This is a genomic window from Streptomyces sp. 71268, assembly GCF_029392895.1.
In the GTDB taxonomy this organism is placed as follows: domain Bacteria; phylum Actinomycetota; class Actinomycetes; order Streptomycetales; family Streptomycetaceae; genus Streptomyces.
Genome location: NZ_CP114200.1, coordinates 6033249 through 6046311, shown reverse-complemented (window position 1 = coordinate 6046311; position 13063 = coordinate 6033249). Strand labels below are relative to the sequence as shown.

Sequence of the window (13063 nt, the reverse complement as noted above, 5' to 3'; positions counted from 1 at the left end):
CCAATGCCGATAGCTGGGGGTGATCGGCGCCGGTCACGACTCCGCTGCCCGGTTGGGAGAGGACACGCGGGGAGAGCCGATACGGGTTCCGCTTGTGCCGTCGTCGGGCGTGGCTTGGACGCTCATGTGGTGTTCTCCGGACGGGCGGCCTGCTGCCAGGGGTAGGTCTTCCGGAGCCTGGGGTCTTCAGCCGTCAGGGCTCGTGGGCCTGGGGCGTCCGCCCCCTCGGCGCCGCCGTCCACAGCACGACCATCCGTGACGTGCGGCCCCGACCCTGCCTCCTGCTCCGACCCCGCACTGGCCGCTGCGGTCGCACCGGGCCCCTGCCCGGGCCTCTCGCTCGACAGTCCGGCGGCTGACACCCCGGCCGCTGACGGTCCGGCCGCTGACGCGCCCGCGGGTCCGGTCGGGCCACTCGATCCGAAGGGGGTGCTGGTTCCCGTAGCGGCTTCGGCCGCTCGGTCGATGTCCTCGGCGAGGCGCTCGGACCGCCAGTGCCGCAGGGCGGCGGCCTCCATCTGGATCTGGCTGTCCAGGTCCGCGAGGTCGTCCTCGGCGAAGCGGCCAGCCCGGTCCTGGATCGCCCAGCGCAGCGAATCGGCGGAGCGCGTCACCCGCTCCGTGCGCTCGCGCAGCTCCGGCAGGCGCGCGGCGATACGGCTGCGGTCGGGCTCGGCCTCCAGCCGTCGCAGATCGGCGTCCACGTCGTGGCCGTGTGTGCTGAGCCGCTCGAAGAGCGCCAGCGACTCGGAGAGCGAGGCGTCCTCGGTAGCGGCGGCGTCCAGCGCCTCCCGGGTCGCGCGCATCGACGTGCGCAGCGAGATCCGCAACTCGGCGATCTCCGCCACGGGGCCGAGCTGCGTGTACTGCTTGGCGCGCAGTTTGGTGTCCTCGACCGTGCGCCGGGCCTGGGTGACCGTGCGATCGACACCCCGCTTCGCCGCCTTGACCACCTTCACGGTGGCGTACACACCGGCGAAGACGCAGAGCAGGAAGAACAGCCCCAGGATTGCCACTACGGCTTCCATCGTGCTCCCGCGAGTCTCAGAGGTCAGCAACGCCGCGAGGCTGTCGTGGCCGGGTTCCCGCGCGCGGGACCCGACGACGACGGCCATCGCCTCTACCGTAAACCGCGCGGGCGGGCTGTGGGTTCCCCGCGAACCCGCAACCCGCCCCTAGGTGTCATCCCCTAGGCGGTTTCGTTTGGATCAGCAGGCGGACCAGAGGAAGATGCCTGCGATGTGGAGTCCGGCGAGGTAGATGGTCGCGGTCTTCTCGTAGCGGGTGGCGATGCCGCGCCACTGCTTCAGGCGGTTGATGCACCGCTCGACGGTGTTGCGCTGCCTGTACGCCTCGCGGTCGAAGGCCGGAGGTCTGCCGCCTGCCTGTCCGCGCTGCCACCGGTTGGCCTGCTGGTCGGCCCGTTCCGGGATCACCGCGCGGATGCCGCGTCTGCGCAGGTGACTGCGGATCGCGCGGGAGGAGTACGCCTTGTCGGCCAGGACCAGGTCCGGCCTGGTGCGGGGCCGTCCAAGAGGGCGGGGAACGCGCAGGCGGGCCATGACGTCCGTGAAGGCGGGTGCATCTCCGGCCTGTCCGGCGGTGAGGACGAACACCAGCGGCCGGCACCGGCCGTCGGCCGCGAGGTGGATCTTCGTGGTCAGTCCGCCGCGGGACCGGCCGATGGCGTGATCGTCCGGCTCGCCGGCCGGGGCCCCTTTTTACGGGCCCCGGCCGCATGCTGGTGGGCCCGCACGATCGTGGAGTCCACCGAGACGGCCCAGCTGACGTCTTCGTCCGCGTCGGCTTGGGCCACCAGGGCGGTGAACACCCGCTCCCACGTGCCGTCGACGGCCCACATCCGCAGCCGGTTGTAGACGCCCCGCCAGTTGCCGTACTTCTCCGGCAGGTGCACCCACTGGGTACCGGTCTGGAACTTGAAGGCGATCGCGTCGATCACCTCACGATGGTCCCGCCAACGGCCACCCCGTTGCGGCGTCCGGTCGGGGAGCAACGGCTCAATCCGCGCCCACTGCGCATCAGTCAACGGCACACCCGGACCAACGACTGACTGATCCAAACGAAACTGCCTAGGCCCACGCCCCGTACCCGCGCGCCGGCCTGTGCGCAGGTCACGCAGGTCGCGACACGTTGCGAGCCCCGGCCACGCCAGCGCTCCGCTCAATCAACGCGACGGCGTCGCGCGTACCGGGCAGGGACACCGCCGACCGGTAGGAGCCAACCAGGGGGCGCTACCAGCCGGGCACCGCCGCAGCCAGCGCCCCGAAGCAGGCAGCCGCCATCCAACGGAGCCCACGGCCAGCATGGCCCCACCGTGACGCGTACCAGTCAGTTCTGCGAGGTGCGGGGACAGTGTCGATGACAGGCCACGACAGAACTGGGCTACGCAGCACAACTCCACGCCACAACCCCACGCCAAGACCCGACCGAGCCCGGCCGGACCCGACCAGACTCAGCCGGACCCAGCCAAACTCAGCTGCACCCGATCAGACTCGGCCGGCCCCAGAGCGAGCCACGTGCCAAGGCGCACGGCCGTGGCCTACGCCTCCGGCGCCTCACCGGCCGACATCCACCCACAACCAGACCGCGGATCACCCGCCGCCCCAGACCACGCGCGACGGAAACCGGGTCACCGAGGCCCGCCGACCGCCGGCCGGCGGGCCCCACACCTCACCCCTCGCGCCTCACATCCCACACCTCGCGCCTCACGTCCCACACCTCACGCCGGGACGATGTTCACCAGCTTTGGCGCGCGGACGATCACCTTGCGGATGCCCGCGTCGCCGAGGGCGGCGATGACGGCCGGGTCGGCCAGGGCGCGCTGTTCCAGTTCCTCGTCGGAGATGGTCGGCGGCACCTCCAGGCGCGCCTTGACCTTGCCCTTGAGCTGAACGACGCAGGTCACGGCCTCGTCCTGGACGTAAGTCGGGTCGGCGACGGGGAACGGGGCGTGCACGACCGACGTCTCGTGGCCCAGCCTGCGCCACAGTTCCTCCGCGATGTGCGGGGCCAGCGGCGCGGTGAGCAGCACCAGGGACTCGGCCACCGTCCGCGGCACCTCGCGCACCTTGGTGACGTGGTTGTTCAGCTCGGTGAGCTTGGCGACGGCCGTGTTGAACCGCAACTGGGCCAGGTCCTGCGAGATGCCGTCGATGGCCTTGTGCAGCGCGCGCAGCAGCGACTCGTCCGGCTCCGCGTCGACGACGGTGACCTCGCCGGTCGCCTCGTCGACGACGTTGCGCCACAGCCGCTGCAACAGCCGGTACTGGCCGACGACCGCCCGCGTGTCCCACGGCCGGGAGACGTCCAGCGGGCCCATGGCCATCTCGTACAGGCGCAGCGTGTCCGCCCCGTACTCGGCGCAGATCTCGTCCGGGGTGACGGCGTTCTTCAGCGACTTGCCCATCTTGCCCAGCAGTCGGCTGACCTTCTCGCCCTGGTAGTAGAACGCGCCGTCGCGCTCCTCCACCTCGGCCGCCGGCACGGCGATGCCCCGGCTGTCGCGGTAGACGTACGCCTGGATCATGCCCTGGTTGAACAGCTTGTGGAACGGCTCGGACGAGGAGATGTGCCCCAGGTCGTGCAGCACCTTGGACCAGAAGCGGGCGTACAGCAGGTGCAGTACGGCGTGCTCCTGGCCGCCGACGTACAGGTCGACGCCGCCGGTGGGCTGGCCGTCGCGCGGGCCCATCCAGTACTGCTCGACCTCGGGGTCGACCAGCCGGTCGCTGTTGTGCGGGTCCAGGTAGCGCAGCTCGTACCAGCACGAACCCGCCCAGTTGGGCATGGTGTTGGTCTCGCGGCGGTAGCGCTTGAGGCCGTCGCCCAGGTCCAGTTCGACGTTGACCCACTCCGCGTTGCGGGACAGCGGGGTCTCCGGCGAGGTGTCGGCGTCGTCCGGGTCGAAGGTGCGCGGCGAGTAGTCCTCGACGTCCGGCAGCTCCAGCGGCAGCATCGACTCGGGCAGCGTGTGGGCCACGCCGTCCTCGTCGTAGACGATCGGGAACGGCTCGCCCCAGTAGCGCTGGCGGCTGAACAGCCAGTCGCGCAGCCGGAAGTTGACCGCGCCCTCGCCGATGCCGCGCTCGGTCAGCCACCGCGTCACCTTGGCCTTGGCGTCCCGGACGACCAGGCCGTCCAGGGTGACCTCGGCGCTCGCCGAGTTGATGATCTTCGCCTCGTACGAGTCGAACGAGTCGTCCCAGGTGCTGGGGTCGGTGCCACGGTCGTCGCTCGGCTCGACCACGCAGCGCATGGGCAGCTCGAAGGCGCGCGCGAAGGCGAAGTCACGGCTGTCGTGCGCCGGCACGGCCATGATCGCGCCGGTGCCGTAGCCCATCAGCACGTAGTCGGCGATGAAGACGGGGACCCGCTCGCCGCTGATCGGGTTGGTGGCGTACGCGCCGGTGAAGACGCCGGTCTTGTCCTTGGCCTCGGCCTGCCGCTCCACGTCGGACTTGGCCGCCGCCTGCTTGCGGTAGGCCGCGACGGCCTCGGCCGGGGTCGCGAAGCCGCCGGTCCACACCTCGTGCGTGCCCTCGGGCCAGGCGGCCGGAACGATTCGCTCCACCAGTTCGTGCTCGGGCGCCAGCACCATGTACGTCGCGCCGAACAGCGTGTCCTGGCGCGTGGTGAAGATCGTGATCCGCGCGTCCCCGTCGGCCGCGACGGGGAAGTCGACGCGGGCACCCTCGCTGCGGCCGATCCAGTTCCGCTGCTGAAGCTTGATCGCCTCCGGCCAGTCCAGGGCGTCCAGGTCGTCCAGCAGCCGGTCGGCGTAGGCGGTGATGCGCATGTTCCACTGCCGCAGCTTGGCCTTGAAGACCGGGTAGTTGCCGCGCTCGGAGCGGCCGTCCGCGGTGACCTCCTCGTTGGCCAGCACGGTGCCGAGCCCGGGGCACCAGTTAACCGGCGCGTCCGAGGCGTACGCCAGGCGGTACTCGCCCAGCACGCCCGCGCGCTCGGCGGCGCTCAGCTCACTCCAGGGGCGCCCGTCCGGGGTGGCGCGCTCGCCGGACGCGAACTGCTCCACCAGGGTGTCGATCGGCCGCGCCTTACCCGCCCGCGGGTCGTACCAGGAGTTGAAGATCTGGGTGAAGATCCACTGGGTCCACTTGTAGTACTCCGGGTCGATCGTCTCGATCGACCGGCGGTTGTCGTACCCCAGGCCCAGCCGGCGCAACTGGCGCCGCATGTTCACGATGTTGGCCTCGGTGGAGACCCGCGGGTGGGTGCCGGTCTGCACCGCGTACTGCTCGGCGGGCAGGCCGAAGGCGTCGAAGCCCAGCGTGTGCAGGACGTTGTAGCCGGTCATGCGGTGGAAGCGGGCGTACACGTCGGTGGCGATGAAGCCCAGCGGGTGGCCGACGTGCAGCCCCGCGCCCGACGGGTACGGGAACATGTCCATGATGAACTTCTTGGGCCGCTCCAGCACCGCCCCCGGCTCGCCCGCACCGGCGCGTCCGGCCAGGTCACCGGTCGGGTTGGGGACCTCGTACGTGCCGTTGGCGTCCCAGAAGTCCTGCCAGCGTGCCTCGATGTCGACGGCCAGCGCCGCCGTGTAGCGGTGCGGCGACGCGGCTGCGGTCTCGGCCGCGGTGTGGGTCTCGCTCATCGTCCTCAAAGCTCCATCGATCGTCTCTGCCAGCGGATACGTACGGAAACGAAAAATCCCCTCGCACAGGAGGGGACGCCGCGCCGATGCCGACCGGCTCTCGCTTCGGTCGGTACTGATCAGCGCGGCTCGCTAAGCAGAAGGCGTACGGCACGCATGGGGTCAGGTTACCGCAGCGGCTCAAGCACCCGCACCGTACGCCGCCCGGCCCCGGCCCACCCCGGCCCGCCCAGATCCCGGGCCCGCCAGCCACCCGCGACCGACGGGCCACCCGGAACCGGCTGGCCGGCCCGCCACCCGTCGCCGCTCGCCCGCCACCCGCCGTGGGCCCGACGCCGCACGCCCGCTCTGCCCGCCGTGCCCGCCGTGCCCGCCAACGGCGCGGCGCGCCGGCCGCCGCTCAACCGTTGCGGAACTCCGCGCACCGGTAGGGCCCCAGCGGGTCGCCGTCGGAGGGGCGGATGGTGACCTCGACGTCGTCGGTCCTGACCTTGGGGTCGAGCACGGCCTGGGCGCGCGCCATGGTGCACACCAACTGGCCGGTGCCCAGGTCGCGCCCGTCCGCCGGGTAAGGGCCCTCGTAGCGCACGGTGACCCGCGATCCCGAGCCGGTCGCCGAGGCTCCGCTGAGCTGGACGAGCGAGGTGAGCCCGTCGCGCTGCTCGGCGGGGGGCGGGCCCTGGGCGAGCAGCTTGATCACCGAGTTCAGCTCGGTGACCTCCCGGTCGAGCAGCGGCACCGCGCGCAGCCCGCCCTCCGACGCGTAGTACAGCCGCATCCCGCGCGTCAGCCCGGACGCGGGCTCGCCCGCGTCCACCACGCCGGTCGGCTGGACGCCGCAGCCCACCAGCCCGAGCACCAGGCCGAGGCCGAGCGCCAGCCCGAGCACCCGAGCCGGCGCCCGCCCCGCCGCCCGCCGCCGTGACAGCGACCGCGCGAGGCCCCGCGACACGGGCCCCGGCGTGGCGCCGATCCCCGATGCCGCACGGGTCCCCGATGCCGCGGGGGTCCTTGCCGCGACGACCGCCACGCCCGCTCGCCAGCCGGTCACTGGGTCACCTCATCCGCACATCCCGTGCGCCCCGTACGCCCCGCACCGCCCGTACGCTCCCCACCGCTCGTACCCTCCCCGCCGCCCGGACGCTCCGCGTCTCCCGCGCGTCGCAGCGGCAGCCGCAGTGTGAAGACCGCACCGCACGACCCCCCGCCGACTCCCGCGCCCCGGCCGGCACCCGAGTCCCGGCCGACACCCGAGACCCGGCCGTCCCCGACCGTCATGTCCGCCCCACCCGCCATGCCAGCCCCATCAGCTTGTTCCACCCCACCCGCCACCTCAATGGTTCCGCCGTGTAGGCGCGCGTTCTCCAGGGCGATGGCCATGCCCAGGCCGCTGCCCTGGCCGCTCGCGTCGGCCGCGCCGCGCGTGCGGGCCGCATCCGCCTTGTAGAACCGGTCGAAGACCCGGTCCCGGGCCCACGGTGGCAGCCCGGGTCCGTGGTCGGCGACCGTGAGCGTCACCCACTCCCCGTCCGCCGCGCCGACCGTGGTGAGGCTGACGATCACGGGCGGGGCCCCGTGCCGCAGCGCGTTGCCCACCAGGTTGGCGACGATCACGTCGACGCGACGCCGGTCGACCACCGCCCGCACGCCTTCGTCGAGGTGCGTGCGCACCCGGTCCGTCCAGCCGCGCAGGGCCAGCGTGGCCCGTACGGTCTCGGCGAGGTCGGTCTCGGCCGCGTTCAGGTGCGCGGCCTTCGCGTCGAAGCGGGAGATCTCCATCAGGTCCTCGACCAGCCGGGACAGCCGTGCCGTCTCCGCGCCGACGGTGCGGGCCGCCCGCGCCGCGTCCGGGGGAAGCTGGTCGGCGTCCTCCTCCAGGACCGTCGCCACCATCGTCATGGCCGCGAGCGGGGTCCGCAGTTCGTGCGAGACGTCCGCCACAAAGCGGCGCGCCTTGGCCTCCTGCTCGCGCAGCTCCGCGTCCGACGCCTGGAGCGCGTCGGCGGTCTCGTTGAAGGTACGGGCCAGGTCGGCGAGTTCGTCGTGCCCCCGAACGGCGACCCGGCTCCCCAGGTCGCCCGTCGCGAGCCCACGGGTGGCCCGGCCGAGCTTGCGTACCGGGCGCAGGACCGTCCCCGCGGCCAGCAGCGCCAGCAGCGCGGCCAGCACCACCACCGGCACGATGCCCGCCCGCACCGAGTCCAGCAGGGCGGCCGTGTCGTCCCGCTCGGCCCGCAGGTCGGCGATGGCGAAGACCTCAAGCCCCGAGGTGCGGCGGTCGCCGTCGGCGTACCGCACGGGCATGCCGACGACCAGGTACGGTTCGCCGCGCCAGGCCACGCGCTGGAACTGGGCCTGCTCGCCGGCGCGCACGGCGGCCCGCAGCTCGGCGGTGATCCGGCCGGCCGTCTCGGCGCGCGCGTCGGAGACGGCGACCAGGTCCTGGTAGCGGGCGACCACGGGCCTGGAGCCGATGCCCTCCGAGACGCGGGCCGCGAACCGGGACAGCGACCGCTGGTCGGGCGGTACGTCGAAGTCGGCGGCGACGGCGGTGGCCCGCTCCCGGAGGTCGCTCACGGCCGCGCTCTGGGCCCGTTGCAGCACGGCGGTGCGCGCGTCCCGGTAGGCGAGCGCGGTCGCGGTCGCCGCGCTGATGAGCGTGGCCAGGACGAACGTGACGACGAGCCGGGTACGCAACCCGCCGACGAGCCGACGAGAGCGCCGCGTCACTCCCCCACCCCACACCCGCCTCACAGCACGCCACCCGCCGGTGCCTTGGCGCCCCGAGCCCGGTCCGCGCCCCGAGTCCGGTCCGCGCCCCAAGTCCGCATCCCGAAACCGGCCCGGCGCCCGACGGCAGCCAGAGTCCCGACGCCAGCCCGCGCCCCGACGCCAGTCGGAGCCCCGGCGCCAGCCCACGGCCCGCCGGCATCCCCGTTCACAGCGGCCCGAAGCGGTAGCCGAAGCCGCGCACCGTCTGAATGTACCGAGGCTTGGCCGGCACGTCCTCCAGCTTGGCCCGCAGCCGTCCGACCGCGGCGTCCACCAGCCGCGAGTCGCCCAGGAACGTGTGGTCCCAGACCGACTCCAGGAGTTGCTCCCGGCTGAACACCCGGCAGGGGGAGGCCGACAGCTCAAGGAGGAGCCGCAGCTCGGTGGGGGGCAGCGCGAGCCGCACCCCGTGCTTGGTGACGGTCAGGCCGGCGCGGTCGATCACCAGCCCCGCGAGGTCGGTGCCCGCCTGCCGCCCCGCCCCGGACGGCTCCGCGCGTCGCAGCGCGGCGCGGATGCGGGCTTCGAGGACGGGCGCGGTGACCGGCTTGACCACGTAGTCGTCGGCGCCCGCCTCCAGGCCGGCCACGATGTCCTGGTCGTCGCCGCGCGCGGTCAGCATGATGACCGGCAGGACGGCGGTCCTGGCGCGGATGCGGCGGCACACCTCGAAGCCGTCCAGGTCCGGCAGCATCAGGTCGAGCACGGCCAGCTCGATCCGCCCGCCGCCCGGGCCGTCCAGCAGGGCGAGGGCCTCCTCGCCGGTGGCGGCCACGTCGACGTCGTACCCGTGCCGGCGCAGCACGAGCTCCATTCCGTCCCGTACGGACGCGTCGTCCTCGATGAGCAGCACGTGCGACATGCGGATGATTATGGGCACCCGAGCGGCCGGTCCGCCGCCCCGGGCGGGGGCGGATGTGCAGGTCGGGGGCATTGTTACGTTCTCATCATGTGGCCATGGAACGGTCATCACGTGGCCTGCCGAGGGTTGCGGCATGGGTTCCCCAACGATCTCCCCGACCCCGGTCCGACTGCGGCTGGCCGCGCTCGTCGCGGCCCCCGTGCTCGCCCTCTCGGTGGCGTGCGGCGGTGACGACTCCGGCGGTACGCGGTCGGACGACGACATCGCCTCGGTGCCACAGGCCCCGTCAGCCTCGCGGTCCGCACCGGACACACGCGCCCCGGACAGCCGCACCGCCGGCAAGAGCGCCTTCTACGACGCCCAGTTGTCGTACGTCCAGTGCATGCGCGCCAAGGGCGGCTACCCGGACTTCCCCGACCCCAAGCTCAGCGGCTACCTCGACTGGAAGAAGGTCAACGCGATCGGCTCCCAGCCCGGCCGCAACGAGGGCATCAAGGGTGGCAGGAACGGCGTCTGCGTCTCGGAGCTGAGGAAGACCATGGACGCCGAGCCCAAGCGCGACCAGCAGAAGGACTACGAGTCGATGCTCGCGCACGCCAAGTGCATGCGGGACAACGGCGTCTCCCGGTTCACCAACCCGACCATGAGCGGCGGCAACGCCCAGCCCGGCGGCGACCCGAACCCCGGCTCCCCGGTCATCGACATCGAGTCGCCGGCGTACGAACAGGCCCGCGAGGCGTGCAAGGGCAAGCTGCTCGAAGGTCTGGACGGTATGCAGTGAGGCGCGGCACCGCGTTCCGCGCGTGCGGCGCGGTGGCCGTCGTGGCCGCTGCCGCCGGGGGCGTCTGGCTCATCGGCGACGGTGGTGACGCCGACGCCCCGGGGCGCGGCGGCGACCTGCCGCCCGCCACCGCCACCGTCGTGCGCACCGACCTCGTGCGGGCCAAGACCGTCGACGGCAAGCTCGACTTCGCCCAGCGGCGCCCCGTCAAGTCCGCCGTCGAGGGCACCGTGACGGTGGCCGCCGTCGAGGGCGCGTCGCTGTCCCAGGGCCAGGCGCTGTACGAGCTGGACGACAAGCCGGTCACGCTGCTGTACGGGCCGGCCCCGATGTTCCGCGAGATGCGGGTCGGCGACCGGGGCACCGACGTGCTGCAACTGGAGCGCAACCTGCGCGACCTGGGGTTCGGCGCCGACCTGTACATCGATCCGCGGTACGACGAGGACACCGAGGCCGCCGTCAAGCGGTGGCAGAAGTCCCTGAACCGCACCCCCACCGGCCGGGTCGGCCGGGGCGACGTCGTCTTCCAGCCCGGCCGGGTCAAGGTGGTCGCGGCCGACGCGGCCCTCGCCGACCAGGTCGGCCCGGGCGACCCGGTCCTCACGGTCGCCTCCACCAAACCCGTCGTACGGGCCGAGCTGGAACTCGGCGACGGCGCCCTCACCGCCCGCGACACCAAGGTCGAGGTCACCCTGCCCAGCGGCAGGACCGTGCCCGGCCACGTCGCCGGGACGGTACGCCCCGAGGCCTCCGCCGACGGGGGTGACGCGGCCCAGGAGGGCATCACCGTCGAGGTCGTCCTGGACGGCTCCTCGGCGCTCGCGTCGGGCGAGGACACCAGGGCGTCGGCGAGCGTGAGGTTCGTCAGCGAGGCCCGCGAGGACGTCCTCGCCGTCCCCGTCGAGGCGGTCATCGCCTTGCGCGGCGCGGACGGCGGCTACGGGCTCCAGGTCGTACGGAACGGCACCAGCACCGTGGTGCGGGTGGAGACGGGCATGACGGCCGACGGGCAGATCGAGGTCAGCGGCCCGGACGTGCGCGAGGGCATGCGGGTCGGAGTGGCGAAGCCATGACGCCGGTGATCGAACTGCGGGATGCCAGCAAGGCGTACCCCGGCGGCGTGCACGCGCTGCGCGGCGTGAACCTGACCGTCGAGGAGGGCGAGCTGCTGGCCGTCGTCGGCCCCTCCGGCTCCGGCAAGTCCACGTTGCTGCACGTCATCGGCACGCTCGACCGACCCACCTCGGGCACCGTTCGGGTCGCCGGCTACGACGTGGCCACGCTCTCCGACTCCCGGCTCGCCGCGCTGCGCGCCCGCTACATCGGCTTCGTCTTCCAGCACTTCCACCTGTCGGCGGGGCGCGACGCGGTGGCCAACGTCGCCGACGGGCTGCTGTACGCGGGCGTGCCGCTACGGGAACGGCGCGCGCGGGCGCGCGAAGCGCTGGCCAGGGTACGCCTCGACCACCGCTTCGCGCACCGGCCGCACGAGCTGTCGGGCGGTGAGAAACAGCGCGTGGCCATCGCCCGCGCCCTGGTCGGCGAGCCCCGGCTGGTGCTGGCCGACGAGCCGACGGGTGCGCTCGACACGGCGTCCGGCGCGGTCGTCATGGAGGTGCTGCGCGAGCTGAACGCGGCCGGCACCACCATCTGCGTCATCACCCACGACAACGAGATCGCGCACGCCCTGCCGCGCCGGGTGCGCTGCCGGGACGGCGAGATCGTCGCGGACTCGCGCACCCCGGCGGAAGGGGCCCGGCCATGACGAGGGAGCTCAAGCCCGCCCGGCTGGCACCACGGGACATCCTCCGCGTCGGCGCGGTCGGCCTGCGCGCGCGCCGCGCCCGCGTGGTGCTCTCGGCGCTCGGCATCGCCATCGGCATCGCGACCATGGTCGCGGTCGTCGGCCTCGCCGAGTCGAGCCGCGCCGACCTGATGGCCCAGCTCGACCGGCTCGGCACCAACCTGCTCACGGCCGAGGCCGGCGACGACGTCACCGGGCAGGAGGTGAAGCTGCCGAAGAACGCGGTGGCGATGGTCGAGCGCATCGGCCCGGTGCGGCACGCCACGGCGACCGCCAACGTCGACGCGCGCATTCGCCGCAGCGACGTCGTCCCCCAGGAGCGCACCGCCGGCGTCACCGCCCAGGCGGCCCGCCTCGACCTGCTGTCCACACTGGGCGGCGAGGTCGCCAGGGGCACCTGGCTGAGCCAGGCCGGCGAGCGCCTGCCGACGACGGTGCTCGGCGCGGTGGCGGCAGAGCGGTTGGGCATCACCCGCACCGGCGAGTCGATCATGATGAACGAGACGCGCGTGGTCGTCGTCGGCATCCTCAAGCCGATCGAACTGGTCCCGACGCTGGACCGGGTGGCCATGGTCGGATTCCCCGCCGCCGAGCGTTACTTCGGCTTCGACGGCCACCCCAGCACCATCTTCGAGCGCTCCACGGACGCCTCGGTCGAGGACGTACGGGCGGTGCTGGCCCGCACCGTCAACCCCGGCGACGAGTCGGTCGTCAAGGTCTCCCGCCCCTCGGACGCGCTGGCCGCCAAGGCCGCCACGGACGAGAGCCTGACCCATCTGATGCTGGGCCTCGGCGCGGTGGCCCTGCTGGTCGGCGGGGTCGGGGTGGCCAACACCATGGTCATCTCGGTCCTGGAACGCCGCCAGGAGATCGGCCTGCGCCGCTCGCTGGGCGCCACGCGCAACGCGATCCGGCTCCAGTTCCTGACCGAGTCCCTGCTGCTCACGGCGCTCGGGGGCGGCGCGGGGGCGCTGCTCGGCGCGGCGGCCACGTACGGCTTCGCGCGGTCCCGGGGCTGGGCGACGGTCGTCCCGCCCTGGTCCCTGGCGGGCGGCCTGGCCGCGACGCTGGCGATCGGCGTGGTCGCGGGCCTGTACCCGGCGATCCGCGCCTCCCGCCTGCATCCGACGGTGGCGCTGAACTCGGCGTGAGAACAGGGGAAAACCAGAAGATCCCGTCCGATGTGATCGGACGGGATCTTGGTAACTC

General features: G+C 73.1%; 9 protein-coding genes and 1 pseudogene. 4 read left to right on the top strand and 6 right to left on the bottom strand.

Features of this window, described 5'->3' with window-relative positions:
- Positions 1-122: 122 nt before the first annotated feature.
- From OYE22_RS23930 to OYE22_RS23905, 6 genes and pseudogenes are all read right to left on the bottom strand, one after another.
- Positions 123-1028, bottom strand: a complete 906-nt coding sequence (locus OYE22_RS23930; protein WP_277324294.1) for a hypothetical protein — start codon at positions 1026-1028, stop codon at positions 123-125.
- A gap of 180 nt (positions 1029-1208) precedes the next feature.
- A pseudogene (locus tag OYE22_RS23925) lies at positions 1209-2080 on the bottom strand (IS5 family transposase).
- A 660-nt stretch (positions 2081-2740) separates the two neighbouring features.
- Entirely contained in the window at positions 2741-5635 is a 2895-nt protein-coding gene (leuS, locus tag OYE22_RS23920; protein ID WP_277322309.1) for a leucine--tRNA ligase, read from the bottom strand.
- 400 nt (positions 5636-6035) lie between these two features.
- Positions 6036-6587, bottom strand: a complete 552-nt coding sequence (locus OYE22_RS23915) for a hypothetical protein (RefSeq protein ID WP_348652240.1) — start codon at positions 6585-6587, stop codon at positions 6036-6038.
- 95 nt (positions 6588-6682) lie between these two features.
- Positions 6683-8365: a HAMP domain-containing sensor histidine kinase gene (locus OYE22_RS23910; RefSeq protein ID WP_277322308.1), complete on the bottom strand. Its 1683-nt coding sequence runs from the start codon at positions 8363-8365 to the stop codon at positions 6683-6685.
- 208 nt (positions 8366-8573) lie between these two features.
- Positions 8574-9269: a response regulator transcription factor gene (locus OYE22_RS23905; protein ID WP_277322307.1), complete on the bottom strand. Its 696-nt coding sequence runs from the start codon at positions 9267-9269 to the stop codon at positions 8574-8576.
- A 133-nt stretch (positions 9270-9402) separates the two neighbouring features.
- Between OYE22_RS23905 and OYE22_RS23900 the strand changes: the two genes are divergently transcribed.
- From OYE22_RS23900 to OYE22_RS23885, 4 genes are read left to right on the top strand one after another with little or no spacing between them, the layout of a single operon-like run.
- Positions 9403-10050, top strand: coding sequence for a hypothetical protein (locus OYE22_RS23900; RefSeq protein ID WP_277322306.1), 648 nt, complete (start codon positions 9403-9405; stop codon positions 10048-10050).
- Positions 10047-11123, top strand: a complete 1077-nt coding sequence (locus OYE22_RS23895; RefSeq protein WP_277322305.1) for a peptidoglycan-binding protein — start codon at positions 10047-10049, stop codon at positions 11121-11123. The genes OYE22_RS23900 and OYE22_RS23895 overlap by 4 nt, the downstream gene beginning before the upstream one ends.
- Complete coding sequence (locus tag OYE22_RS23890) at positions 11120-11815, top strand: ABC transporter ATP-binding protein (protein ID WP_277322304.1); 696 nt, start codon at positions 11120-11122, stop codon at positions 11813-11815. Before OYE22_RS23895 ends, OYE22_RS23890 begins: the two co-directional genes overlap by 4 nt.
- Positions 11812-13005: an ABC transporter permease gene (locus tag OYE22_RS23885; RefSeq protein ID WP_277322303.1), complete on the top strand. Its 1194-nt coding sequence runs from the start codon at positions 11812-11814 to the stop codon at positions 13003-13005. The genes OYE22_RS23890 and OYE22_RS23885 overlap by 4 nt, the downstream gene beginning before the upstream one ends.
- Positions 13006-13063 lie beyond the last annotated feature (58 nt).